Origin of the sequence: Burkholderia cepacia ATCC 25416 (assembly GCF_001411495.1) — a bacterium.
Taxonomy (GTDB): Bacteria; Pseudomonadota; Gammaproteobacteria; order Burkholderiales; family Burkholderiaceae; genus Burkholderia; species Burkholderia cepacia.
Genome location: NZ_CP012982.1, coordinates 1,285,432 through 1,309,036, shown reverse-complemented (window position 1 = coordinate 1,309,036; position 23,605 = coordinate 1,285,432). Strand labels below are relative to the sequence as shown.

At 67.7% G+C, this 23,605-nt stretch carries 23 protein-coding genes and 1 pseudogene; 16 read left to right on the top strand and 8 right to left on the bottom strand.

Annotated elements, in window-relative coordinates; all coding sequences use genetic code 11:
• Positions 1-10: 10 nt before the first annotated feature.
• Entirely contained in the window at positions 11-820 is an 810-nt protein-coding gene (locus APZ15_RS23200; RefSeq protein WP_027790488.1) for a hypothetical protein, read from the bottom strand.
• Positions 821-1,022: 202 nt separating this feature from the next.
• On the opposite strand from APZ15_RS23200, the gene zigA reads away from it, so the two are divergent.
• Genes zigA through APZ15_RS23175 form a run of 5 tightly spaced genes read left to right on the top strand, consistent with a single transcriptional unit; the run spans position 1,023 to position 5,722 of the window.
• Positions 1,023-2,231, top strand: coding sequence for a zinc metallochaperone GTPase ZigA (gene zigA, locus APZ15_RS23195; protein ID WP_172535147.1), 1,209 nt, complete (start codon positions 1,023-1,025; stop codon positions 2,229-2,231).
• Positions 2,232-2,289: 58 nt separating this feature from the next.
• A complete protein-coding gene (gene folE2, locus APZ15_RS23190; RefSeq protein WP_027790490.1) occupies positions 2,290-3,210 on the top strand; it encodes a GTP cyclohydrolase FolE2 in 921 nt (306 codons plus the stop codon).
• Positions 3,204-3,785 (top strand): 6-pyruvoyl trahydropterin synthase family protein, encoded by a 582-nt coding sequence (locus APZ15_RS23185; protein ID WP_027790491.1) that lies wholly within the window; start codon positions 3,204-3,206, stop codon positions 3,783-3,785. Before folE2 ends, APZ15_RS23185 begins: the two co-directional genes overlap by 7 nt.
• Positions 3,782-4,342 (top strand): gamma carbonic anhydrase family protein, encoded by a 561-nt coding sequence (locus APZ15_RS23180; RefSeq protein ID WP_021159293.1) that lies wholly within the window; start codon positions 3,782-3,784, stop codon positions 4,340-4,342. The genes APZ15_RS23185 and APZ15_RS23180 overlap by 4 nt, the downstream gene beginning before the upstream one ends.
• 3 nt (positions 4,343-4,345) lie before the next feature.
• A complete protein-coding gene (locus APZ15_RS23175) occupies positions 4,346-5,722 on the top strand; it encodes a dihydroorotase (RefSeq protein ID WP_027790492.1) in 1,377 nt (458 codons plus the stop codon).
• Here the strand turns inward: APZ15_RS23175 and APZ15_RS23170 are convergent.
• Entirely contained in the window at positions 5,719-6,183 is a 465-nt protein-coding gene (locus tag APZ15_RS23170; protein ID WP_034196006.1) for an Lrp/AsnC family transcriptional regulator, read from the bottom strand. The genes APZ15_RS23175 and APZ15_RS23170 overlap by 4 nt on opposite strands.
• A gap of 155 nt (positions 6,184-6,338) precedes the next feature.
• Here APZ15_RS23170 and APZ15_RS23165 point away from each other — a divergent pair, with 155 nt between their 5' ends.
• Positions 6,339-6,965 carry a LysE family translocator gene (locus APZ15_RS23165; RefSeq protein ID WP_027790494.1) on the top strand — a complete coding sequence of 209 codons (627 nt, stop codon included), beginning with the start codon at positions 6,339-6,341 and terminating at the stop codon, positions 6,963-6,965.
• Between the two features lie 50 nt (positions 6,966-7,015).
• Here the strand turns inward: APZ15_RS23165 and APZ15_RS42720 are convergent.
• Together APZ15_RS42720 and APZ15_RS23160 are read right to left on the bottom strand one after the other, a co-directional pair.
• Positions 7,016-7,279, bottom strand: a pseudogene (locus APZ15_RS42720) (hypothetical protein); the annotation flags it as partial.
• Positions 7,224-8,072: a helix-turn-helix domain-containing protein gene (locus tag APZ15_RS23160; RefSeq protein WP_027790495.1), complete on the bottom strand. Its 849-nt coding sequence runs from the start codon at positions 8,070-8,072 to the stop codon at positions 7,224-7,226. The gene APZ15_RS23160 and the pseudogene APZ15_RS42720, both read right to left, overlap by 56 nt.
• 194 nt (positions 8,073-8,266) lie before the next feature.
• Between APZ15_RS23160 and APZ15_RS23155 the strand changes: the two genes are divergently transcribed.
• Together APZ15_RS23155 and APZ15_RS23150 are read left to right on the top strand one after the other, a co-directional pair.
• Positions 8,267-9,247 carry a DUF2167 domain-containing protein gene (locus tag APZ15_RS23155; RefSeq protein WP_027790496.1) on the top strand — a complete coding sequence of 327 codons (981 nt, stop codon included), beginning with the start codon at positions 8,267-8,269 and terminating at the stop codon, positions 9,245-9,247.
• Entirely contained in the window at positions 9,244-9,969 is a 726-nt protein-coding gene (locus tag APZ15_RS23150; protein ID WP_021159298.1) for a site-2 protease family protein, read from the top strand. The genes APZ15_RS23155 and APZ15_RS23150 overlap by 4 nt, the downstream gene beginning before the upstream one ends.
• Positions 9,970-10,028: 59 nt before the next feature.
• On the opposite strand, the gene APZ15_RS23145 is transcribed toward APZ15_RS23150, so the two are convergent.
• Positions 10,029-11,408 (bottom strand): MFS transporter, encoded by a 1,380-nt coding sequence (locus APZ15_RS23145; protein WP_027790497.1) that lies wholly within the window; start codon positions 11,406-11,408, stop codon positions 10,029-10,031.
• A 245-nt stretch (positions 11,409-11,653) separates the two neighbouring features.
• Here APZ15_RS23145 and APZ15_RS23140 point away from each other — a divergent pair, with 245 nt between their 5' ends.
• Both APZ15_RS23140 and APZ15_RS23135 read left to right on the top strand, forming a co-directional pair.
• Complete coding sequence (locus APZ15_RS23140; protein WP_027790498.1) at positions 11,654-13,231, top strand: aldehyde dehydrogenase (NADP(+)); 1,578 nt, start codon at positions 11,654-11,656, stop codon at positions 13,229-13,231.
• A 336-nt stretch (positions 13,232-13,567) separates the two neighbouring features.
• On the top strand, positions 13,568-14,119 hold the full coding sequence (locus APZ15_RS23135; RefSeq protein ID WP_027790499.1) for a hypothetical protein: 552 nt from the start codon (positions 13,568-13,570) through the stop codon (positions 14,117-14,119).
• A gap of 183 nt (positions 14,120-14,302) precedes the next feature.
• Here the strand turns inward: APZ15_RS23135 and kdgD are convergent, their stop codons facing one another.
• Complete coding sequence (gene kdgD / locus APZ15_RS23130; protein ID WP_027790500.1) at positions 14,303-15,217, bottom strand: 5-dehydro-4-deoxyglucarate dehydratase; 915 nt, start codon at positions 15,215-15,217, stop codon at positions 14,303-14,305.
• Positions 15,218-15,445: 228 nt separating this feature from the next.
• On the opposite strand from kdgD, the gene garD reads away from it, so the two are divergent.
• Complete coding sequence (gene garD / locus APZ15_RS23125) at positions 15,446-16,999, top strand: galactarate dehydratase (RefSeq protein ID WP_027790501.1); 1,554 nt, start codon at positions 15,446-15,448, stop codon at positions 16,997-16,999.
• A 66-nt stretch (positions 17,000-17,065) separates the two neighbouring features.
• Here garD and APZ15_RS23120 read toward each other — a convergent pair whose 3' ends face one another.
• Positions 17,066-17,548: an Lrp/AsnC family transcriptional regulator gene (locus APZ15_RS23120; RefSeq protein ID WP_027790502.1), complete on the bottom strand. Its 483-nt coding sequence runs from the start codon at positions 17,546-17,548 to the stop codon at positions 17,066-17,068.
• 126 nt (positions 17,549-17,674) lie between these two features.
• Between APZ15_RS23120 and APZ15_RS23115 the strand changes: the two genes are divergently transcribed.
• The 5 genes from APZ15_RS23115 (at position 17,675) to APZ15_RS23095 (ending at position 22,042) form a co-directional block, all read left to right on the top strand.
• A complete protein-coding gene (locus APZ15_RS23115; RefSeq protein ID WP_027790503.1) occupies positions 17,675-18,826 on the top strand; it encodes a branched-chain amino acid ABC transporter substrate-binding protein in 1,152 nt (383 codons plus the stop codon).
• Positions 18,823-20,337 carry an aminotransferase class IV gene (locus APZ15_RS39690; protein ID WP_080981890.1) on the top strand — a complete coding sequence of 505 codons (1,515 nt, stop codon included), beginning with the start codon at positions 18,823-18,825 and terminating at the stop codon, positions 20,335-20,337. The genes APZ15_RS23115 and APZ15_RS39690 overlap by 4 nt, the downstream gene beginning before the upstream one ends.
• A gap of 138 nt (positions 20,338-20,475) precedes the next feature.
• Positions 20,476-20,877 carry a nuclear transport factor 2 family protein gene (locus tag APZ15_RS23105; protein WP_027790505.1) on the top strand — a complete coding sequence of 134 codons (402 nt, stop codon included), beginning with the start codon at positions 20,476-20,478 and terminating at the stop codon, positions 20,875-20,877.
• Between the two features lie 79 nt (positions 20,878-20,956).
• Positions 20,957-21,412: an RbsD/FucU family protein gene (locus APZ15_RS23100; protein WP_021159305.1), complete on the top strand. Its 456-nt coding sequence runs from the start codon at positions 20,957-20,959 to the stop codon at positions 21,410-21,412.
• A gap of 192 nt (positions 21,413-21,604) precedes the next feature.
• Positions 21,605-22,042: a DoxX family protein gene (locus tag APZ15_RS23095; protein WP_021159306.1), complete on the top strand. Its 438-nt coding sequence runs from the start codon at positions 21,605-21,607 to the stop codon at positions 22,040-22,042.
• A 99-nt stretch (positions 22,043-22,141) separates the two neighbouring features.
• On the opposite strand, the gene APZ15_RS23090 is transcribed toward APZ15_RS23095, so the two are convergent.
• Positions 22,142-23,461, bottom strand: a complete 1,320-nt coding sequence (locus tag APZ15_RS23090) for an MFS transporter (RefSeq protein WP_027790506.1) — start codon at positions 23,459-23,461, stop codon at positions 22,142-22,144.
• Positions 23,462-23,605: the final 144 nt, after the last annotated feature.

Genomic DNA, 23,605 nt, shown 5'->3' with positions numbered 1-23,605 from the left:
GCGCGCCGGGTCATTGACCGCCGGGAGGCGTGCCTTCCGGCGCCATCGGGGCGGGCGCGGGCTGAGCGGGCAGCTGCGCGCCGCCTTCCGTTCCCGCGCGCCGGTACGACACCAGTTCGTTCGTATAGCGTGCGGTGCGCATGCTGTTCGAGTCGTAGTACTCCTCGACCGACTTCACCCAGCGTCCGACCGCCGGCACGTACCAGAACGCCTTGTAAGTCTTGCCGGTCTGTTCCGCCGTGCCGTTGTTGTGGCTTTGCATCAGGATCGTCGAGCCGTTCACGGTGCGGGACAAGCCGGACGTGATCGACTGCCCGGGCGCGTTTTGCGCTTTCCACGTGCCTTCGGCCTCGATCTTGATCGCATCGAATTTCCCGCCCTGCACCGTGACCGTGTCGCGGCCGACGACCTTGTAATGCGTGTCGTACGCTTCCGACGCATGCTGCGGATTCGGGTTCGTCTCGGCATAACTGATTGCCCAGGTCTTGCCGACCGTCAGCGGAAACGCGAACGGGCGGTTCACCACGGTTTCCGTGCCGTTGACGCTGCGCGCGCGGCTCCAGTCCGCGTCGACGATCAATTCGTGCGGCGCTTGCGTCGTGCCGCTTTGCCGGGTTTCGATGTAGATGTGCCCGGGTGTCGTCCGCTGCACGGTAACCTCGTCGCGCGACTGGCGCCAGCCGTTCGGGCCGATTTCGACGGTGTTGATGTAGGTCCAGGTATCGCCGGGCTTCAGTGTCGGCGCGGCGATCGATTGGGCGAGGGCGACGCCGGGCAGCGCGGCGCAGAGTGACAACGCGGTCAGTATTTTCTTGTTCATCGTGTAGGTAGTCGGCCAACGGTCTCGCCGGCAAGCTTATCAACCACACCTTTCAATCGGCATGCCACGCGCGGTGCCGATGCCGCTGTTCGTGCCGAAGCGCTGCACCGTGGCCGATCTGCTGGACGTTCAAAATGATATGTTATATCGTTGCGATACAATATATCATTCGTTCCTCAACGTCCTCTTCCGGAATCGCCCGATGAGCACCGCACTCCCTCCGTCCACGCGGCTTCCCGTGACCGTCCTGTCCGGCTTTCTCGGCGCCGGCAAGACGACGCTGCTCAACCACATCCTGAACAATCGCGAGGGCCGTCGCGTCGCGGTGATCGTCAACGACATGTCCGAGGTCAACATCGACGCCGCGCTCGTCCGCGACGGCGGCGCAGGGCTGTCGCGCACCGACGAGAAGCTGGTCGAGATGAGCAACGGCTGCATCTGCTGCACGCTGCGCGAGGATCTGCTGATCGAGGTCGACCGGCTCGCGCGCGAAGGGCGCTTCGACCAGCTCGTGATCGAATCGACCGGCATCTCGGAGCCGCTGCCGGTGGCCGAGACGTTCACGTTCGAAGGCGAGGACGGCCGCAGCCTCGGTGAAGTCGCGCGGCTCGACACGATGGTGACCGTGGTCGATGCGTTCAATTTCCTGCGCGACTACGCGTCGCGCGACAGCCTGCAGTCGCGCGGTGAATCGATGGGCGACGAGGATGCGCGCACGGTGGTCGATCTGCTGATCGACCAGATCGAGTTCTGCGACGTGATCGTGATCAACAAGATCGACCTGATCGACGACAGCGCACGCGAGCGGCTAGTCGCGCTGCTGTGCGGGCTGAATCCGCGGGCAAGGATCGAGATCGCCGAATTCGGCAAGGTGCCGCTCGAGCGTGTGCTCGACACGGGCCTGTTCGATTTCGACGCAGCATCGCGCGCGCCGGGCTGGCTGCAGGAGCTGCGCGGCACGCACACGCCGGAAACCGACGCATACGGCATCCGCAGTTTCGTCTACCGTGCGCGGCGGCCGTTCCATCCGCAGCGCTTCTTCGCGCTCGTCGAAAGCGAATGGCCGGGCGTCGTCCGCTCGAAGGGGTTCTACTGGCTGGCCACCCATCCGACCGTCGCCGGTTCGTGGTCGCAGGCCGGCGCGGTCGCGCGGCACGGGCCGGCCGGCCACTGGTGGGCGGCCGTGCCGCCCGAGCGCTGGCCGCAGGACGCGGAAGCCGTCGCGCAGATCCGCGCCCGCTGGGACGAGCGCGTCGGCGACGCGCGGCAGGAACTCGTGCTGATCGGCATGGACATGGACGAGCCCGCGCTGCGCGCGCGCTTCGACGCGTGTCTGCTGACCGACGCCGAGATGGCCACCGGCCCCGAACACTGGACCACGTGGGACAACCCGTTTCGCGACTGGCCCTGACCTGAACGCGCTTCCTGCATCGATCCGGATGGAGAAGGCGCTCCACCGGATCCCGAGCATGAATGCCCCTCTTCCCGATATCTCCCTGACCGATGCCGCGCCGGGCCGCCGCCCGCTCGAATGGGTCGGCATGCAGGGCATCGACCTGCCCGTTGCGGTGGCCGAGCCCGGCTGCCGGCGCGACGTGCATGCGCGCGCCGACGTGCAGGTCGACCTTCCCGCACCGCACGTGAAGGGCATCCACATGTCGCGGCTGTACAGGCTGCTCGACGGGCTCGGCGATGGCGCCGCGCTGTCGCCGGCCGGCCTTCGGCCGGTGCTGCAGGCGATGGTCGACAGCCATCGCGACTGCGACACGCGCCGTGCTCGGCTACGGCTGCACTTCGACCTGCTGGCGCGCCGCGCCGCGCTGGTGACCGACGGGCTTGCCGGGTGGAAGGCCTATCCGGTCCGGATCGACGCGACGCTGACCGACGTCGGGTTCGAGCTGCGCGCGCAGGTGACGGTCGTCTATTCGTCGACGTGCCCGTGCTCGGCCGCGCTGTCGCGGCACTGGGTCGAACAGGCGTTCCTGGCGGCGTTCGGCCGCGACGATCGCGTGGAACCGGCAGCGGTCGCCGCGTGGCTGAAACGGCATGCGACGGCGGCCACGCCGCACAGCCAGCGTAGCGAAGCCGTCGTCAGCGTGGGGCTGCCGGCCGATGGCGCGACGCTCGGGCTGATCGACCTGATCGATCGCATCGAGCACGCGCTCGGCACGCCGGTGCAGACGGCCGTCAAGCGCGCGGACGAGCAGGCGTTCGCGGTGCTGAACGGCGGCAACCTGATGTTCGTCGAGGATGCCGCACGCCGGGTCCAGGCCGCGCTGGACGGCCGCCATGCGCACCCGCGCGTGCACGTGCGCCATCTCGAAAGCCTGCACCCGCACGACGCGGTGGCCTGGGCCGCGCCGGTTCGCGAAGGCGCCGACGCATGCTGATCCGCAAGCTGTTCCGGTTCGAGAACGCACACGTGGTGCGCGGCTGCAGCACGCGGCGCTGCTCGCATTCGATCCACGGCCATTCGTATCGCGTCGAGCTGCTGCTCGAGGCACACGCGCTGGACCACGGGCAGATGATCTACGACTTCGGGCTGCTCAAGGGCGACGTGCGCGACCTGATCGACGCATTCGATCACGCGGTGACGCTGTGGTCGGATGACGATCCCTGTTATGTCGAGAGCATGCGCCGGCATTCCGAGCGCTGGGTGCTGCTGCCGGTGTCGCCGAGCGCCGAGCAGTTCTCGCGCGTGTTCTTTCGCCTCGTCGATGCGGCGCTGTCCTGCACGCGCATGTCGAACGGCGAAGCCGGCGTGCGGCTGCATTCGATCATCGTTCACGAAACCGAGACCGGCTACGCGCAGTGTTTTCGCGACGATGCGTTCAACCCGCGCATGGGCCGCATCGATCTGGACGACATCGTGTTCGCGCCGGCCATCGCCGGACAGTGGCGCGATCCGGGCCTGTTCGAGCGGATCAAGCGCGGCCGTTCGATGTCAAGACAGGAATCCCGATGATCAGAAAGAACCCGCGCGGCGACCTGCCGCAGATACACCCGAGTGCATTCGTCGATCCGACCGCCATTCTGTGCGGGCTCGTGATCGTCGAGGAGAACGTGTTCATCGGCCCGTACGCGGTGATCCGCGCCGACGAAACGGATGGCGACGGCCGGATCGCGCCGATCGTGATCGGTGCGCATTCGAACATCCAGGACGGCGTGGTGATCCATTCGAAGTCGGGCGCGAGCGTCACCATCGGCCAGCACACGTCGATTGCGCATCGCGCGATCGTCCACGGGCCGTGCAAGGTCGGCAACGGCGTGTTCGTCGGCTTCAACAGCGTGCTGTTCAACTGCACCATCGACGATGGCTGCGTGGTGCGCTACAACGCGGTCGTCGACGGCTGCCACCTGCCGCCGGGCTTCTACGTGCGCTCGACCGAGCGCATCGGGCCGGAAACCGATCTCGCCGCCTTGCCGCAGGTGACGGCCGACGCGAGCGACTTCTCCGAGGACGTCGCGCGCACGAACAATGCGCTGGTGCTGGGCTACAAGCACATCCAGAACGAGTTCTGAGCCATGGACGAACCCGTTCGACGTGAAGGGCGCGCGACCGACGCGCTGAAGCGACGCCATGTCGACCTGCTCGTGCACGGCGGCACGGCGATGACACCCAACGGTGCCGAGCAGGTCGACGTCGCGTGCGTGGATGGCCGTGTCGTCGCGCTGGGTGCGTTGCATGGCACGTGGAGCGCCGACGTTCTCCTGGATGCCGGCGGCCTGCATGTGCTGCCGGGCGTCGTCGACAGCCAGGTGCATTTCCGCGAACCGGGCCTGACGCACAAGGAGACCATCGAGGCCGGCACGCGCGGCGCGGTGCTCGGCGGCGTCACGACGATCTTCGAGATGCCCAACACGCATCCGCTGACGCTGACCGCTCAGGATCTGCAGGCCAAGCTGGAACGCGCGCGCGGCCGCGCGTGGTGCGACCACGCGTTCTACATCGGCGGCTCGGCCGCGAACGCCGAACGGTTGCCGGCGCTTGAAGCGCTGCCGGGCTGCGCGGGCGTGAAGGTCTTCATGGGCAGTTCGTTCGGCGACCTGCTGGCCGACGACGAAGCCGTGTTGCGCCGGATCGTGCGCAACGGGCGGCGGCGCATGGCCGTGCACGCGGAGGACGAAGCGCGGCTGCGCGCACGCCGGGCGCTCGTCGAAGCGAGCGGCGACGTGCGCGACCATCCGCGCTGGCGCGACGTGCAAAGCGCGCTGGAGGCGACGCGGCGCATCGTCGCGCTGGCCGCCGAGACGGGCCGCCGGCTGCATGTGCTGCACGTGTCCACCGCCGAGGAAATGGCGTTGCTCGCGCGGCACCGGCAGCGCGTGACCGTCGAGGTCACGCCGCATCACCTGAGCCTGCATGCACCCGATTGCTACGAACGGCTCGGCACGTTCGCGCAGATGAATCCGCCGGTGCGTGAACGGCATCATCGGGACGCGCTGTGGCAGGCCGTTCGCGACGGCGTGGTCGACGTGATCGGCAGCGATCACGCGCCGCATACGCGCGACGAAAAACGCCGGCCCTATCCGCAGTCGCCGAGCGGGATGACCGGCGTGCAGACGCTGCTGCCGCTGATGCTCGATCACGTGCACGCGGGCCGCGTGAGCCTCGAACGACTGGTCGACCTGACCAGCGCCGGGCCGGCGCGCGTCTTCGGCATCGCGGGCAAAGGGCGCATCGCGATGGGCTACGACGCCGATTTCAGCATCGTCGACCTGCGCGCGCGGCGGATCATCCGCGACGAATGGATCGCCAGCGTCAGCGGCTGGACGCCGTACGACGGGTGCGCGGTCACGGGCTGGCCCGTGCACACGGTCGTGCGCGGGCAGGTCGTGGTGCGAGACGGCGCGCCGAACGGGGAGCCGCAGGGGCAGGCCGTCACGTTCCTGGACGCCTAGATCGGCAGGCGAACCGTCTGCTTGATGCGCTTCAGCGGAATCTCGGTTTCGACGTTGCGAACGCCTTCGATCTGCGTGAGCGTTTCCATCTGGAAGCGCTGGTAGTCGTCGAGATCGCGGGCGATCACGCGCAGCAGATAGTCGTAGCTGCCGGCCATCAGGTGGCATTCGAGCACTTCGGGCGCCTGCTCCATCTCGCGCGCGAAGCGTTCGACCGTCGTCTTGTCCTGACGCTCCAGCGTGACGCGCACGAACGCCGTGAATCGCAGGTCGACGGTGGCCGGGTTCAGCAGCGCGACATACGCGTCGATCACGCCCTGTTCCTCGAGCAGGTGAACGCGGCGCAGGCAGGGCGTGGCGGACAGCCCGGCCTGTTGCGCGAGTTCGGCATTCGTCTGGTTCGAATTCCGTTGCAATGCACGCAGAATGCGCCGGTCGATTGCATCCAGTTTGATTGACATATTTGACTACCCGAGCGGTGAATGCTAGAGAATAGCGCCAAAATCGATCGTAAAAGTAGCTGAATACGCATCCAATCTCCATGGGAAGGCGCCGATAATCCGACGACAGGCCGGGCGATTCCCGTCCGCCGGCAATCCCGTTCAGGAGCTTTCCCATGTCGCATCTATCCTGGCTGCCGTTCATCGCAACGTCGCTGCTGATCATCGTCACACCGGGCCAGGACATGGTGCTCGTGATGTCGCGTACGCTGTCCGACGGCACGCGCGCGGGCCTCGTGACCGCCGCGGGCGTCAGCGTCGGGCTGCTCGTGCACACGATGCTCGCGACGCTCGGGCTGGGCGCGCTGCTGCAGGCGTCCGAATGGCTGTTCACGGCGCTGAAGGTGGTCGGCGCGTTGTACCTGCTGTACCTCGGCATCACGCTGTTGCGCTCGTCGGGCGAACTGACGCTCGCGAGCGGCGACGGCGCGCAGGAATCGCGGCTGCGCACGTTCGCGCAAGGCGCGCTGTCCAACGTGTCGAATCCGAAGGTCGCGCTGTTCTATCTGGCGTTCCTGCCGCAGTTCGTGCCGGCGGGCGCCGCGCATCCGATGCTGTCGCTGTTCGTGCTGGGCGCGACCTTCGCGGGCCTGACGTTTCTCGTCAAGGGGCCGGTTGCAGTGTTCGCCGGCCTGCTGTCCGCATCGATCCGCCGCAACCCGCGGATATTGACGCGCATGCACCGCGTCAGCGGGGTGGTGCTGCTGGGGCTCGGGGTGAAGCTGGCGCTCGAGCGCCGCTGATGGCGGGGCGCTCGTGCGCGTGTCGTCGCGCGCGTGGCCGCATTCGAACCTGGCACCACGGAATTCGCGTCGGCCGCATTCGCGCCTTCGCCGATGGCGACCGCATTCACCGCCGAGGCCGTCGCGCGGGCGATCGCGACGCTGCCGGTCGCGGATGCCGAGCTGTCGATGCCGAGCGCAACTGCATCGGCAGCACCGGCGTTGGCCTGGAAGCCGGCGTTCGTGTGCTGCTTTCCTTCACGCTCCGTTGCGCACGCGTTATTGCGCCGGCAATGCGTCCGCCAGCGCCCGCATTGCTTCCACCGTCTCCGGATTCGCGGGGAAAAACGCCTCGATCGCGAGTTCCGACAGCGTTACGTCGACCGGCGTGCCGAACACCGTCGTCGTGCTGAAGAACGTCAGTTCGCCGGCCGCCGTGCGCAGCCGCAACGGCACGGCGATATCCGCGAAATCGGTGCGCGCATGCGTGTCGTCGGGCTGGCCGGCCGGTGCCGGATACGCGGCGAGTTCGTCGCGTAGCGTGTGCAGCGCGCGGTCGCCGCTCGCATCGATCTGCCGCTGCAGCCGATGCAGGATGTGCGCGCGCCACTCGTGCCAGTTGACGATCTGCGGCGCGAGGCCGTCCGGATGCAGGCTCAGCCGCAGCACGTTGACGGGCGGTTGCAGCAGCGACGGATCGGCCTGCGCGACCAGCGCGCCGAGCATCCGGTTCGCGGCGAGCAGTGTCCAGTGACGATCCACGGCGAGCGCCGGGTAGGGCTCGTGGCCGCGCAGCACGGCTTCCACCGCATGGCGCGCGGCATCGAGCTGCGGATCCGAGAACGGCCGTTCGCGGAACAGCGGCGCGAAGCCGGCCGCGACGAGCAGCGCATTGCGTTCGCGCAGCGGCACGTCGAGACGCTCCGCGAGATGCAGCACCATCTCGCGGCTCGGCTGCGCGCGGCCCGATTCGACGAAGCTCAGGTGGCGCGCGGAAACGTCCGCGTCGAGCGCGAGCGCCATCTGGCTCAGGCGCCGGCGTTGCCGCCACGTGCGCAGCAGCGGGCCGATGCCGGACGCGCGGCCGGCGGACGGGGAGGGCGAGTGGAAGGCGGCGGTCGGGTTCATGCAGCAGATGATAGGCAATCCAGAGTGCCTTGGGCATTACCTGCGACGTAAGCATCGCGCCTCCCCGGGCGTGTCGCGGCGCTGCGTTACCATAGCCCCCGTGCCAACTGAGAGACGACGCCGGACCCGCGATTGAAAACGCAAGGGCCGACGCCGTGCATATTTACGACAAGGCATTCCAGGGGAATCCAACAATGAAAAAACTTGCCGTCCGGCTCGCCTGCATGGCGACGCTTGCATTCACCGCGATCAGCGGCCACGCGCAGACCGAAGCCGCGCAGGTGGAAATGAGGGCCGCGGCCGCCGCCGCCAACGACGCGGTCGTGAAGGGCCCGACCGATATCGATGTGAAACACGAAGCCGTGCTGAAGCTGAAAGCCGGCGAATCGTTCGTGCCGGCCGCCGAAGCCGGCCGCTACCTGCGCTCGATGGGCAACTCGATCGACGAAACCAGGCTGGTCGGCCTCGTGCTGCCCGACGATCCCGACGCCGACTGGATCTCGGTCGTGTCGTTCGAGCCGAGCGGTTATATCCGCGACGACGACGCGAAGGACTGGAAACCCGACGAGCTGCTGAAGAGCCTGCAGGCCGGCACCGAGGAAGACAACCCCGGGCGCAAGGAACGCGGCCTGCCCGAAACCGAGGTGGTCGGCTGGGCGAAGGCGCCCGCGTACGACGCGGCCACGCACCGGCTCGTGTGGTCCGCGATCATCCGCGACAAGGGTGCGGCGCCGAACGCCGAGAACGACGGCGTGAACTACCGGACGCTCGTGCTCGGCCGCGACGGCTACCTGTCGCTGACGATGGCGTCGACGCTCGCCGATCTGCCGAAATACAAGGCGTCGGCCGACGAACTGCTGTCGAACATCAGCTTCAACGACGGCAAGCGCTACGCCGATTTCAACAAGTCGACCGACCACGTCGCCGAGTATGGCCTCGCGGCGCTGATCGTCGGCGTCGGCGCGAAGAAGCTCGGCCTGCTCGCGTTGATCGGCGCGTTCGCGGTGAAGTTCTTCAAGGTCGGCGCGGTTGCGCTGCTGGCCGGCGGCGCCGCGCTGAAACGCTTCTTCGGGCGCAAGCCGAAACCGGCCGCGGTGCCGGCCGTCGCCGATGCGTCCGGCGCGTCCGGCATGTCCGGCATGTCCGATGCATCCGCCACGGAGCGCAAGGAATGACGAAGCTGTTGCTGCTGATCTTCGGCGGCCTCAAGCTCGGCAAGGTGCTCGTGTCGGCGGGCACCATGCTCGCGTCGATCGCGGTCTACGCGCTGTTCTACGGCTGGCGGTTCGCGGCCGGTTTCGTGGCACTGCTGCTGGTGCACGAGGCCGGCCACTACGTGGCCGCGCAGCGGCGCGGGCTCGACGTCGGGCTGCCGACCTTCATCCCGTTCGTCGGCGCGTGGATCCAGCTGAAGGAGATGCCGCACGACGCGGAAACCGAGGCGTACGTCGGGCTCGCCGGGCCGTTCGTCGGCACGCTCGGTGCACTGGCCTGCTACGCGGCCGCGCGCCACTACGACAGCAACCTGCTGCTCGCGCTGTCGTACACGGGCTTCTTCCTGAACCTGTTCAACATGATTCCGCTGTCGCCGTTCGACGGCGGGCGGATCACCGCGGTGCTGTCGCCGCGCATCTGGTTCGCGGGCGTGCCCGTGCTGATCGCGCTGTTCGTGTATCGGCCGAGCCCGCTGCTGATCGTGATGGCGATCCTCGCGCTGCCGCAGCTCAAGCGCGCGTGGCGCTACGATCCCGACGCGCCGGAGAATCGCGTGTACTACGCGACGTCGATCGAGACGAAGACGACGTACGCGCTCTGCTACGTCGGCCTGCTCGCGTTCCTCGCGCTGATGACGTCCGGCGTGCACGACATGCTGCGCGTCGCGCATTCCGCGGCCTGACGCCAAAACGGCGACAGTTTTCGCGGCCGCCGTCGTTTTTCTTCCCTTTTCGTCGAATCTCACGTGTCGCGATGCCGCAGCTCGACGCGCCTGATCTCCTTCACGATCACGAGATAGCTGAACACGGTGACGAGCGCGTTCAGCCCGACGAACACGAGTGCGCCGTTGAACGAGCCGCTCGCGCCGACGAGGTAGCCGATCGCGATCGGCGCGACGATGCCGGCCGTGTTGCCGAACATGTTGAACAGGCTGCCCGACAGGCCGATCGCTTCCTTCGGCGCGGTATCCGCGACGACGGCCCAGCCGAGCGAGCCGATGCCTTTGCCGAAGAACGACACGGCCATCAGCACGATCACGAGCGCTTCGCTGTCGACGTAGTTGCAGCCGATGATGACCATCGACAGCGCCATCCCGCCGACGATCGGAATCTTGCGCGCGAGCGTGAGCGACACGCCGCGGCGGATCAGCCCGTCCGACAGCATCCCGCCGAGCACCCCGCCGAGGAACCCGCAGATCGCGGGCAGCGACGTCATGAAGCCGGCCTTCAGCAGCGACATCCCGCGCGCCTGCACGAGGTAGATCGGGAACCACGTGAGGAAGAAATAGGTGAGCACGTTCACGCAGTACTGGCCGAGATACACGCCGATCAGCATCCGGTTCGACAGCAGCTGGCGCACGTAGTACCAGCCCGCCACGCGGCGGCCTTCCGAGCGCAGGCCGTCGGTGCCGCGCGCGGTCGTGCGCACGAGGCCGCCGCCCTGCTCGATGTGCTCGAGTTCCGCGCGGTTCACGGCCGGATGGTCGGCCGGATCCTTCACGACCCGCAGCCACAGGAACGCGAGCGCGATGCCCGCGAGGCCGAGCCACAGATACACCTGGTGCCAGCCGTACGCATGCGTGAGCCACGCCATCAGCGGCGAGAACACCACGGCCGCGAAGTATTGCGCGGCGTTGAAGATCGCGGACGCCGTGCCGCGCTCGGCGGTCGGGAACCAGCTCGCGACGACTTTCGCGTTCGCGGGAAAGGCGGGCGCCTCGGCGATGCCGACCGCGAAGCGCATCGCGAACAGCGCGGCCACCGCGAACGCGGCGCTGCCGCCGAGCCCGATCGTGCCCTGCAGCAGCGTGAACGCCGACCACAGGAAGATGCTGGCCGCATACACGCGGCGCGCGCCGAAGCGGTCGAGCAGCCAGCCGCTCGGCAGTTGCGCGAGCACATACGCCCAGCTGAACGCCGAGAAGATGTAGCCCATCGTCACCGGGTCGATGCCGAACGCCTTGCGGATCGGCGTGCCGGTGATCGACAGCGTCGCGCGATCCGCATAGTTGAGCGTCGTGACGACGAACAGCATCGCCAGAATCCAGTAGCGCACGGCGGTCCGGCGCGCGGTGTGCGCGAGGTCGAGCGGAAGATCGCGAGGGGTGGTCTGATTCGGCACTTTAATGTACGTCGTCGTATGACATGGTGTGGAGTTTATGTGGGTTGGTCGACCCCGGAAACCTCGGGTTTTCCCGTTGGGCACGACGCAAAACGTCCACCATTTGGGCATGGGCCGAATAAATAAGGGATTCGCGCATTGTGTGGCAAGATCGACGACCCGCGTGAATCGCAAAATCATGTCGGCAGACATCGTATCTGTTGGGCTACAATGAGTCCATCATTCCCGAACCACGGAGCACACCCATGCAACTGACAGGAGAGATGCTGATCGGCGCCGAAGCGGTCGCCGGCTCGGCCGGTACCTTGCGCGCGTTCGACCCGTCGAAGGGCGCGCCGATCGACGCGCCGGCGTTCGGCGTCGCGGCGCAGGCCGACATCGAGCGTGCATGCGAACTCGCGCGCGACGCGTTCGACGCGTACCGCGCGCAGCCGCTCGCGGCCCGCGCGGCGTTTCTCGACGCGATCGCGGATGAAATCGTCGCGCTCGGCGACGCGCTGATCGAGCGCGCGCACGCTGAAACGGGCCTGCCCGTCGCGCGGCTGCAGGGTGAGCGCGGCCGCACCGTCGGCCAGCTTCGGCTGTTCGCGCGTGTCGTGCGCGACGGTCGTTTCCTCGCCGCGTCGATCGATCCCGCGCAGCCTGCCCGCACGCCGCTGCCGCGCTCGGACCTGCGGCTGCAGAAAGTCGGGCTCGGGCCCGTCGTCGTGTTCGGTGCGAGCAATTTCCCGCTCGCGTTCTCGGTGGCCGGCGGCGATACGGCGTCGGCGCTCGCGGCCGGCTGCCCGGTGATCGTGAAGGCGCACGAGGCGCACCTCGGCACGTCCGAACTGGTCGGCCGCGCGATTCGCGCCGCCGTCGCGAAAACCGGGATGCCGGCCGGCGTGTTCTCGCTGCTGATCGGCCCCGGCCGCGTGATCGGCGCGGCGCTCGTCGGCCATCCGGCGGTCCAGGCCGTCGGCTTCACGGGGTCGCGGCAGGGCGGCATGGCGCTCGTGCAGATCGCGAATGCCCGCCCGCAGCCGATTCCCGTCTACGCGGAAATGAGCAGCATCAACCCCGTCGTGCTGTTCCCGGCGGCGCTCGCCGCGCGCGGCGACGCGATCGCGACGGGTTTCGTCGATTCGCTGACGCTCGGCGTCGGCCAGTTCTGTACCAACCCGGGCCTCGTGCTCGCGATCGACGGCCCCGATCTCGACCGCTTCGAAGCCGTCGCCGCGCAGGCGCTCGCGAAGAAGCCGGCCGGCGTGATGCTCACGCCCGGGATCGCCGATGCGTATCGCCATGGCCGCGGCAAGCTGGCCGAACTGCCGGGCGTGCGCGAAATCGGCGCGGGCGAGGCCGCGCAGACCGACTGCCAGGCCGGCGGCGCGTTGTACGAAGTCGGCGCGCAGGCGTTCCTGTCCGAGCCGGCGTTCAGCCATGAAGTGTTCGGGCCGGCGTCGCTGATCGTGCGCTGCCGCGATCTCGACGAAGTCGCGCGCGTGCTCGACGCGCTCGAGGGCCAGCTCACGGCCACGCTGCAGATGGACGCCGACGACAAGCCGCTCGCCCGCCGGCTGCTGCCGATCCTCGAACGCAAGGCCGGGCGCCTGCTCGTGAACGGTTACCCGACCGGCGTCGAGGTGTGTGACGCGATGGTGCACGGCGGGCCGTTCCCCGCGACGTCGAACCCGTCCGTCACGTCGGTCGGCGCGACGGCGATCGAGCGTTTCCTGCGCCCGGTGTGCTACCAGGATTTCCCGGACGATCTGCTGCCGGAAGGGCTGCAGGAGAAGAATCCGCGCGCGATTCCGCGGCTGCGGGACGGGAAGGCGGAGTGACGGGCGGCGACGATTGAGCGTGTGATTTCCGGCGGCCAGTGCGTCGGGGTCGGTGCCGGCACGCGGAAACCAAAAGGCGGATGTGGCCGGTGGGCCGCGTCCGCCTTTTTTGCATGACGGGTTTCGGTGCTGACGGGTTTGTTCGAAGTGTCGACAAGAATCATGTCGGGGCAGCATGGAAGTCGGCGGTCGGAGCAGCGGCCTCGGGGTACGTGACTGCCGTGGATCTTGCCGTCTTCCCCGTCTCCCGGTTTTCTCCTACAGTAGCGAAGCCTCGGGCCAGCCGGCCCGCAGGCAAGCCTGAGAGACCGACAAAAGACAACGAGGGAACCCCCGATGAACATCAACAAGCGTGGCGATCACCTGTTCGCGGCCGGATTGTGGAAAGCGATCGGCGACGTCGCGAAATCTGTGCGCACCGAGGTCGGCCAGTACAGCGAAGGGCGCGTGCTCGCGAATGCGCTGCTGGAATTCCAGCGCGACCTGGGCGGCAGCGAATTCGACGTGACGATCAACCAGGGGCGCGTCGTCACGGGCGCCGACGCGCATTCGCTCGTGTTCGGGCAAGCCGTGCGCCGTTTCCGGCAGGACATGGAAGCGCTGGTGTTCGCGCTCCAGTACCGGCGCGGCATCGACGAACGCGACCCGGGCCTGCGCACCGAAGCACTGCTGCAGGCGAACAGCCAGCTCGCGACCGCGAAGCAGTCGGCGACGATCACGGTCGGCCGGTTCTTCGATGCGGTCGTCGACCGCGACGTGCTCGGGCAGATCCTCGACGGCGAATCGAATGCACGCGCGCGGGCGGGCACACAGGGGCAGATCGAGGCGACGCGGGTCAGGCTCGCGAACGTGCGCCACCGGATCGTCGGAATCATCGCGCAGATGTGACGCGGCCGGACGGCTTGCGAGGCGGGGTGGCGTCACGCGAAGCGCCGCGCCGGAGGCGGCACCCGACGCGGCGGATGGGTGCGCGGATACTGCTGCGAACGGTCGCGATACCGTCGAACCGGCGCGCGACGCGACAACCGGCCTGCGCGGCGCCGATCAAGGCGCCGCGCAGGCCGTACCCGCTTACTGCGGGCCCATCTTCTTGATCAGCACGTCGAGTTCGGCCGCTTCGGCCTCGGTGAGGTCGACGAGCGGCGCCCGCACGGGGCCCGCGTCGTGGCCGACGAGCTTCGCGCCCGCCTTCACGATGCTGACCGCATAACCTGCGCGGCGGTTGCGGATCTTCAGGTACGGCAGGAAGAACGTGTCGAGCAGGCGACCGACCGTCGCGTGGTCGTCCTTCGCGATCGCTTCGTAGAACTCCATCGCCGTCTTCGGGATGAAGTTGAACACGGCCGACGAATACACCGGCACGCCGAGCGCCTTGTACGCGGCGGCATAGACTTCGGCCGTCGGCAGGCCGCCGAGATACGCGAAGCGGTCGCCGAGGCGGCGGCGGATCGTCACCATGCTTTCGATTTCGCCGACGCCGTCCTTGAAGCCGATCAGGTTCGGGCAACGATCGGCGAGGCGCTCGAGCATGTCGGCGTTCAGCTTCGAATTCGCACGGTTGTACACCACGACGCCGATCTTCAGTGCGCGGCACACCTGCTCGACGTGCTCGGCGATCCCTTCCTGGCTGGCTTCGGTCAGGTAATGCGGCATCAGCAGCACGCCGCTCGCGCCGAGGCGCTCGGCCTCCTGTGCATATTCGATCGCGACGCGCGTCGCGCCGCCCGCGCCGGCGAGGATCGGCACCTTGCCCTTGCAGGTTTCCGTTGCGACGCGGATCACGTCCGAATACTCGCGCTGCGTGAGCGAGAAGAATTCACCGGTGCCGCCGGCCGCGAACAGCGCGCTCGCACCGTACGGTGCGAGCCATTCCAGGCGCTCGGCATAGGTGGACGGGCGGAAGCTGCCGTCGGCGTCGAAGTCCGTCAGCGGAAAGGACAGCAGGCCGTGGGAGATGATCTGTTTGAGTTCTTGCGGTGAAGTCATGGTTGGGTCGTCCGTCTAGCGCGAGTGCTGGTTCGTCGGGAACGGCATACGAGCCAAATTGGCGATGTCGTTGTATGTCATCGTACAACGAGGGGAAGGACCACGCAAGCGGTTTGCTGGCGGGTAAATGATAGGGTCTTTCCGGATAAGGGTTTACGCAGCATCGCCGGCCGGAGTTGAATGTCGTATGATGACTAACAATATGGCCGATAGCCTCCAGGATTTCCGATGACTGCTTCCCCGCTCTACATCCGTGTGCATCCGGACGACAACGTCGCGATCGTCGTCAACGACGGCGGCCTGCCCGAGGGCGCGACGTTCGCCGACGGGCTGACGCTGCGCGAAGGCGTGCCGCAGGGGCACAAGGTCGCGCTGGTCGATCTCGCGGCCGGCGACCCGATCGTCCGCTACAACGTGGTGATCGGTTATGCGCTGGCCGAGCTGCGACGCGGCAGCTGGGTCAACGAGCGCACGATGCGCATGCCCGAGCCGCCGGGGCTCGACGACCTGCCGCTCGCGACGCGTGCCGCGCCGCCGCTGCCGCCGCTCGAAGGCTATACGTTCGAGGGCTTCCGCAATGCCGACGGCTCGGTCGGCACGCGCAACATCCTCGCGATCACGACGACCGTGCAGTGCGTGTCGGGCGTCGTCGAGCATGCGGTGCGGCGGATCAAGGCCGAGCTGCTGCCGCGCTACCCGAACGTCGACGACGTGGTCGGGCTCGAGCACACGTACGGCTGCGGCGTCGCGATCGACGCGCCCGACGCCGACATCCCGATCCGTACGCTGCGCAACATCAGCCTGAATCCGAACTTCGGCGGCGAGGTGATGACCGTGAGCCTCGGCTGCGAGAAGCTTCAGCCCGAGCGCCTGCTGCCGCCCGGCGCGATTCCGGTGGCGGCCGACGGCGCCGGCGACAACGGCGGTGTCGTGTGCCTGCAGGACGCCGCGCACGTCGGCTTCAACTCGATGATCGACTCGATCATGAAGATGGCCGAATCGCATCTCGAGCGGCTGAACCGCCGCCGCCGCGAGACGTGCCCTGCGTCGGATCTCGTCGTCGGCGTGCAGTGCGGCGGCAGCGACGCGTTCTCGGGGCTCACCGCGAATCCGGCCGTCGGCTTCGCGGCGGACCTGCTGGTGCGCGCGGGCGCGACGATCATGTTCTCCGAGGTGACGGAAGTGCGTGACGGTGTCGCGCAGCTCACGTCGCGTGCGGCGAACGAGGACGTTGCGCGCGAGATCATTCGCGAGATGGACTGGTACGACCGTTACCTGCAGCGCGGCCGCGTCGACCGCAGCGCGAACACGACGCCCGGCAACAAGAAGGGCGGCCTGTCGAACATCGTCGAGAAGGCGATGGGCTCGATCGTGAAGTCGGGCAGCGCGCCGATCGCCGGTGTCGTGCGTCCCGGCGATCGCGCGAAGCAGAAGGGGCTGCTTTATGCGGCGACGCCCGCGAGCGACTTCATCTGCGGCACGCTGCAGCTCGCGGCCGGGATGAACCTGCACGTTTTCACGACCGGCCGCGGCACGCCGTACGGCCTCGCACAGGTGCCGGTGATCAAGGTCGCGACGCGCAGCGATCTCGCGCGCCGCTGGCACGACCTGATGGATCTCGACGCGGGGCGGATCGCGACCGGCGCGGCGACGATCGAGGACACCGGCTGGGAACTGTTCCGGCTGATGCTCGACGTCGCGAGCGGCAAGCGCCGCACGTGGGCCGAGCAGTGGAAGCTCGCGAATGCGCTGACGCTGTTCAATCCGGCGCCGGTGACCTGACGCGCGCGGCCGATGCCGCCGGACGATGCGGGCGCCCGACGGCGCCCGTTTTCATTGCGGCGATCGTTACGCGATGTCGATCGGCAGCGACAGCCCGACCTTGACGCGCGACATCACGACCATCGTTTCGAAGTGACGAATGTTGTGGTGCTGCCGGAATACGCGCGTGGAAAACTCCTCGTAGTGGTCGATGTCGCGCATCGCGATCATCAGCACGAAATCGGCGCGCCCCGTCACCACATAACACTGCATGACTTCCGGCAGCGACTTCAGGAACCGCTTGAATTCGTCGAGCAGGTCGACCCGTTCGCGCTCGACCTGCACGAGGACGAGCATCGTCAACGGGAGGCCGACCTTGGTCGGATCGACGACGGAAACGTCCTGCTGGATATAGCGCTCGTCGCGCAGCCGCTTCACGCGGCGCAGGCATGCGGGCGGGCTCAGGCCGATCTCGGCGGCGAGCGCCTGGTTGGTGATCTGGTTGTCGTGCTGGAGGCGGGCGAGGATCCGCAGGTCGAAATCGTCGAGCGGTGTGGCGGCGGGATTCATCGGATTTCCTTCGGAGAGAAAAAACGAAACAAACTCGCGAATGATGCCGCCCGATGTTTATCGGATTTCGCGACGGCTGCCGATAATCGTAGCACCCGTCAACGATGAAGCTGCGAGGAAAACATCATGCGTTTCCGACATCTGCTGCTGGCGCCGCTCGTGCTGCTGGTGCCACTTGTGTCGCTTGTACCGGCCGTTCCCGCGTTCGGCGCGGATACGGTCGTCGTGGGTTTTGCCGGCGCGCTCACGGGTGCGCAGGCGCATTTCGGCGAGGACAGCGCGCGCGGCATTCGGCTCGCGATCGACGAAATCAACGCGGCGCATCCAGGCGTCGCCGGGCATCCGGTCACGTTCGTGCTCGACGCGCAGGACGACCAGGCCGACCCGAAGGTCGCGACGACGGTCGCGCAGCGCTTCGTCGATACGCACGTCAGCGCTGTGATCGGCCACCAGAATTCGGGGACGTCGATCGCCGTCGCGCGGCTCTACGCGACGGCGAACATCGCGGAGCTGACGCCGTCGGCCACCAATCCGGCGTTCACGCGTCTCGGCTATCGCACCACGTTCCGGATGCTCGCGAACGACGACTTCCTCGGGCAGGCAGTCGCCCGCTTTGCGGTCGAGCAGTTGCACGCGCGCCGCATCGGTGTCGTCGACGATCGCACGGCCTACGGCCAGGGCATCGCGGACGTGTTCGCCGGCGGGCTCGGGAACACGGGCGCCGCCGTGGTCGCACGCGAATACACGACCGACAAGGCGTTCGACTTCGGCGCGCCGCTGACGCTGATCAAGGGCCGTGCGCCCGACGCGATCTTCTTCGGCGGCATGGACACGCAGGGCGGGCCGATGCTCAAGCAGATGAAGAAGCTGCGGATCGCCGTGCCGCTGCTGGGCGGCGACGGTCTGTGCACGCACGAGATCCTGAAACTGGCCGGCGATGCGCTCGACGGCAACCTCGTGTGCGCGGACGGCGGCCGAAGCCTCGCGAAGATGCCGGGCGGCCCCGCGTTCGCGGCTCGCTTCATGCGGAAGTACGGCGCCCCCGTGCAGCTCTACGCGCCGTACGCCTACGACGCGATGATGGCCGTCTACCACGCGGTGATGCTCGCGCAGTCCACCGATCCGGCAAAGATCGTCGACGCGCTGCATCGCGTCGACTTCCAGGGCGTGACCGGCCGGATCGCGTTCGACGCGAACGGCGAGCTGCGCAATCCGGCGGCAACGATTTCGACGTTCAAGGGAGGCAACAAGGTGACTTTGTCGGAGGTAGTGAAATGAATACGCGGATTCTTCCGGTGGGCACCGCATCGCTGCGCGACGTCGCGCGGCCGGTCGGCGACGTTACCGATCCCGCCGTACGCGAAGCCGCCGGCGCACTGCGCGCCGCGCTGCGCGCGTTTCGCGACGAACACGGTTTCGGCCGCGCGGTCGCCGCGCCGCAGATCGGCGTCGGGCAACGGATGATCGCGCTTGCGCTGGACGGCTGGCCCGACGTGATCGTGAACCCCGAAATCGTGTGGCGCAGCGACGCGCGGATGACGCTGTGGGACGACTGCATGTGCTTTCCCGACCTGTTCGTGCGAGTCGAGCGCCACGCGTCGGTGAGCGTGCAGTACATGACGCTCGACGGCGAGCTGCATCGGCGCGACGCGCTGTCGCCCGATGTGTCGGAGCTGATGCAGCACGAGATCGACCATCTCGACGGCAAGCTGTCGTTCGATCGCGCGGCGGGGCCGAATGCGATCGTGCATCGCAGCGTGTTCGACGCCGATCGCGCGTCGTTTGTCGCGCAGGTCGACTACGCGCCGTACGCGCCCGATGTGAAACGTACGGCGTCGGAGAGCATTCAGTCCGCCGAAGCATCCGCGTATCCGCCGGGCGCCGCGTACATGAATGGCCGCTTCGTTCCGATCGCCGACGCGCGCGTGTCGGTGCTCGACTGGGGTTTCCTGCATTCGGACGTCACGTACGACACCGTGCACGTGTGGAACGGCCGCTTCTTCCGCCTCGACCGGCACATCGCGCGGTTCAGGCGCTCGCTGGCGAGGCTGCGGCTGGACGTGCCGTTGAGCGACGACGCGTTGCGCGACATCCTCGTCGAATGCGTGCGCCGCTCGGGCCTGCGCAACGCGTACGTCGAAATGCTGTGCACGCGCGGCGTATCGCCCACCTTCAGCCGCGACCCGCGCGACGCGGTGAACCAGTTCATCGCGTTCGCGGTGCCGTACGGCTCGGTCGCGAACGAGCGGCAGTTGCGCGAGGGCCTGCACCTGCATCTGGTCGACGACGTGCGGCGGATTCCGCCCGAATCGGTCGATCCGCAGATCAAGAACTACCACTGGCTCGACCTCGTCGCCGGACTGCTGAAGGGGTATGACGCGGGTGCGGAGTCGGTCGTGCTGAAGTGCACGGACGGCAGCATCGCCGAAGGGCCCGGGTTCAACGTCTTCATCGTGCGCGACGGCCGGCTTCGGACGCCCGAGCGCGGCGTGCTGCACGGCATCACGCGGCAGACCGTGTTCGAGCTGGCGGCGTCGATGGGCATCGACGCGCAGGCCGGCCGCGTCGACGATGCGCAACTGCGCGAAGCCGACGAGGTGTTCATCACGTCGACGGCCGGCGGGATCATGCCCGTCACGCGGCTGAACGGCGCACCGATCGGCGACGGCCGGCCGGGCCCGATGACGCGCCGGCTGTTCGACGCGTACTGGGCGAAGCACGAGGATCCGGCGTGGAGCCTGGCGGTCGACTACGCGGCCAACTACGCGGCCAACTACGCGGCCGGCTGATCGCGGCGGCGCGGGCGCGATTTCCTTACCTCGTACGTAATCGACCGCCCGCGCGAGGCCGGCGACGATGACGGCACGCGAATACGAAACACCCAACGTTCGCGACCTCGTCCCCTCATCGACACAAGGAGCCTCGCCATGAACACCGCTCAATCCGCTTCGTCTGCCTCGTCCATTCACGCCGACCTGATCGACCGCTACTTCGACGCATGGAACGAACCCGACGTCGCGCGCCGCCGCGCGCTGATCGACGCGACCTACGCGAGCGACGCGGCCTATCGCGATCCGCTGATGGCCGGCGACGGCCACGCGGGCATCGATGCGATGATCGCGGCCGTGCAGGCGCGTTTCCCCGCGTTCCGCTTTCGCCGCACGACCGACGTCGACGGGTTCGGCCAGCACCTGCGGTTCTCTTGGGCGCTCGTGTCGCCCGACGGCGCGGCGATCGTGAAGGGTTCGGACTTCGGCACGGTCGACGCGTCGGGCCGCCTCGCGACGGTCACCGGTTTCATCGACGAGATGCCGGCCGCGGCGTCGTGACGCGAGCGATGCATGCGCAACGGCCACCGGGATCGGGTAACGTTATGCGATTCGTTCCTGATCCCGGAGACTAGCCGACATGCTGAAGAATCTCGACCCGCTGCTGCACGCCGACATCCTGCACACGCTGCGTGCGATGGGGCACGGTGACGAAATCGCGATCTGCGACGCGAATTTCCCGGCGGAATCCGTCGCGGAGCACACGGTGGTCGGCCGCGCGTTGCGCATCGACGGCGCCGATTCCGCGCGCGTCGTGCGCGCGGTGCTGTCCGTGCTGCCGCTCGACACGTTCGTTGACACACCCGCATGGCGGATGGAAGTCGTCGGCGACGCAGCCGCGGTGCCGCCCGTGCAGCGCGAGGTGCAGGCCGAGATCGACCGCGCGGAAGGGCGCGCGGTGCCGCTCGCGGGCATCGACCGTTTCGCGTTCTACGAGCGCGCGCAGCAGGCCTACGCGGTGATCGTTACCGGCGAACTGCGCGGCTATGGCTGCTTCATCTTCAAGAAAGGCGTGTTGTTGAGCGACGCGGGCTAAACGCGTTTTTCAGTGCGTCGAGCCGCCGGCGCGGCCGCCGCAGTGTAAAGATTTGCTACAACCTTTTTCTTGGACACGGCGAAAAGACCCTCTATGCTGGCCCATTTGCCGCGCCCCCTCCCGGGCCGCGCGGCGTCGAACCGCCCGGGCGCGCCCGGGGCAAGCGGCCGAATTGCATACGAGGAGAGAGGCATGACGCGTACCGTCGATTCCGGCGTCATTTTTTTCGCACGCCTGGCGCTGGCGGCGTTGTTCTTGTGGGGCGGCATCATGAAGCTGCTCGGCTACAGCGATTTCATCGCGTATCTGCACGGAATGAACGTGCCCTATCAACAGGTCGTCGCGCCGATCGTCGTCGCGATCGAGGGGCTCGGCGGCCTGCTGCTGATCGTCGGCTACAAGGTGCGGCCGCTCGCGCTGCTGATGGCCGTCTACACGATCGCGACCGCGATGGTCGGGCACAATTTCTGGGACGCGACGAGCGCCGCCGTCCAGCACGACATGGTGATTCACTTCTGGAAGAACGTCGCGATCGCCGGCGGGTTCCTGCTGCTGTTCGTCACCGGCGCTGGCGGCGCGAGTATCGACGCGCTGCGCCGGCCGAGTTCGTCGTACGGCGTGCTGCGTTGAACCGGGCCGACTCGCGCCGCCAGGCCGAGGCAAGGCAAAAGGGCCGAATCCCGCACGCCGCGGGATTCGGCCCTTCGTTCATCAAGCGGGCGCGGGCGTTCAGTGCGTGCCCTTCACATCCTTCACGTCCTTCGCATCCTTCGAGAACTGCACGGCGATCGCGCCGAGCACGCAGATCGCCGCGACGTACACGACCGGCGCGAGCGGATTCGATTTCATCATCAGCGACACGATCACCGGCGTGAGGCCGCCGAAGATCGCATACGCGACGTTGTACGAGAACGAGATGCCCGAGAAGCGCACGACGGCCGGGAAGCTCTTGACCATCACGAACGGCACCGCGCCGATCGTGCCGACCATGAAGCCCGCGATCCCGTAGTAGAGCGGCAGCGTCGACGCATCGGCCGCGACCTGCACGAACAGCAGGTAGTAGCACGCGGCCAGCCCGATGCCGCCGATGCCGAGCACGCGCTTCGCGCCGATCCAGCCCGCGAGCGAACCCGCGGTGATGCAGCCGGCGGTCAGGCACAGCGTCGCGACGCTGTTCGCGAACAGCGTCGTCGCGGGCGTCAGGTGGAACTGCTTCTGCAGCAGCGCGGGCGTCATCAGGATCACGACGACGATCGCGGCCGACAGCATCCACGTGAGCAGCATCGACACGATCACCGCGCGGCCGTGGTCGCGCAGCACGGCCTTCAGCGGAATCTCGGCCGCGAGCGCCTTCTTCGCCTTCATTTCGGCGAACACCGGCGTTTCATGCAGCCAGCGACGCAGGTACACGGAGAACAGGCCGAACACGCCGCCGAGCAGGAACGGGATGCGCCACGCGAACGCGGCGACTTCGGCGGTCGAGTAACGGCTGTTGATGCCGGCGGCGACGAGCGAGCCGAGCAGGATGCCGGCCGTCAGGCCCGCGGTCAGCGTGCCGCATGCATAGCCGATATGACGCGACGGCACGTGCTCGGACACGAACACCCACGCGCCCGGCACTTCGCCGCCGACTGCCGCGCCTTGCAGCACGCGGAACAGCAGCAGCAACACCGGCGCGAGGATGCCGATCGTGTCGTAGGTCGGCAGCAGGCCCATCAGCAGCGTCGGCACCGACATCATCAGCACGCTCAGCGTGAACATCCGCTTGCGGCCGAACAGGTCGCCGAAGTGCGCCATGATCACGCCGCCGAGCGGGCGGGCGAGATAGCCGGCCGCGAAGATGCCGAACGTCTGCAACTGGCGCAGCCAGTCGGGAATGTCGTGCGGGAAGAACAGTTGCCCAATCGCCGGCGCGAAGAACACGAAGATGATGAAGTCGTAGAACTCGAGGGCGCCGCCGAGTGCGGCAAGGCCAAGGGTCTTGTAGTCGCTGCGCGTGAGCGCGCGTTCGGCGGCGCGAGGCACGCCGCTCAATTCGGAAGCTTGCATGGTCAGGACGATCGGTTTTCGAATGTTGTTGTCGGTGCTGCGTCTCCAGGGCCCGCTATCGGCATGGACTGACAAGGCGCGGCTTGCATCGTCGAAGCGTGTCGTGTGCCGGGTGAGGCGCGCAACACGCGCCGCCGCACCGGG

Coding starts and splice junctions, on each gene's coding strand:
- APZ15_RS23160 (WP_027790495.1), bottom strand. CDS start 8,072: ATGAACCCGACCGCCGCCTTCCACTCGCCCTCCCCGTCCGCCGGCCGC.
- folE2 (WP_027790490.1), top strand. CDS start 2,290: ATGAATGCCCCTCTTCCCGATATCTCCCTGACCGATGCCGCGCCGGGC.
- zigA (WP_172535147.1), top strand. CDS start 1,023: ATGAGCACCGCACTCCCTCCGTCCACGCGGCTTCCCGTGACCGTCCTG.
- kdgD (WP_027790500.1), bottom strand. CDS start 15,217: ATGACTTCACCGCAAGAACTCAAACAGATCATCTCCCACGGCCTGCTG.
- APZ15_RS23105 (WP_027790505.1), top strand. CDS start 20,476: ATGAACACCGCTCAATCCGCTTCGTCTGCCTCGTCCATTCACGCCGAC.
- APZ15_RS23100 (WP_021159305.1), top strand. CDS start 20,957: ATGCTGAAGAATCTCGACCCGCTGCTGCACGCCGACATCCTGCACACG.
- APZ15_RS23135 (WP_027790499.1), top strand. CDS start 13,568: ATGAACATCAACAAGCGTGGCGATCACCTGTTCGCGGCCGGATTGTGG.
- APZ15_RS23155 (WP_027790496.1), top strand. CDS start 8,267: ATGAAAAAACTTGCCGTCCGGCTCGCCTGCATGGCGACGCTTGCATTC.
- APZ15_RS23185 (WP_027790491.1), top strand. CDS start 3,204: ATGCTGATCCGCAAGCTGTTCCGGTTCGAGAACGCACACGTGGTGCGC.
- APZ15_RS23200 (WP_027790488.1), bottom strand. CDS start 820: ATGAACAAGAAAATACTGACCGCGTTGTCACTCTGCGCCGCGCTGCCC.
- APZ15_RS23140 (WP_027790498.1), top strand. CDS start 11,654: ATGCAACTGACAGGAGAGATGCTGATCGGCGCCGAAGCGGTCGCCGGC.
- APZ15_RS23170 (WP_034196006.1), bottom strand. CDS start 6,183: ATGTCAATCAAACTGGATGCAATCGACCGGCGCATTCTGCGTGCATTG.
- APZ15_RS23120 (WP_027790502.1), bottom strand. CDS start 17,548: ATGAATCCCGCCGCCACACCGCTCGACGATTTCGACCTGCGGATCCTC.
- APZ15_RS39690 (WP_080981890.1), top strand. CDS start 18,823: ATGAATACGCGGATTCTTCCGGTGGGCACCGCATCGCTGCGCGACGTC.
- APZ15_RS23095 (WP_021159306.1), top strand. CDS start 21,605: ATGACGCGTACCGTCGATTCCGGCGTCATTTTTTTCGCACGCCTGGCG.
- APZ15_RS23175 (WP_027790492.1), top strand. CDS start 4,346: ATGGACGAACCCGTTCGACGTGAAGGGCGCGCGACCGACGCGCTGAAG.
- APZ15_RS23180 (WP_021159293.1), top strand. CDS start 3,782: ATGATCAGAAAGAACCCGCGCGGCGACCTGCCGCAGATACACCCGAGT.
- APZ15_RS23115 (WP_027790503.1), top strand. CDS start 17,675: ATGCGTTTCCGACATCTGCTGCTGGCGCCGCTCGTGCTGCTGGTGCCA.
- APZ15_RS23090 (WP_027790506.1), bottom strand. CDS start 23,461: ATGCAAGCTTCCGAATTGAGCGGCGTGCCTCGCGCCGCCGAACGCGCG.
- garD (WP_027790501.1), top strand. CDS start 15,446: ATGACTGCTTCCCCGCTCTACATCCGTGTGCATCCGGACGACAACGTC.
- APZ15_RS23150 (WP_021159298.1), top strand. CDS start 9,244: ATGACGAAGCTGTTGCTGCTGATCTTCGGCGGCCTCAAGCTCGGCAAG.
- APZ15_RS23165 (WP_027790494.1), top strand. CDS start 6,339: ATGTCGCATCTATCCTGGCTGCCGTTCATCGCAACGTCGCTGCTGATC.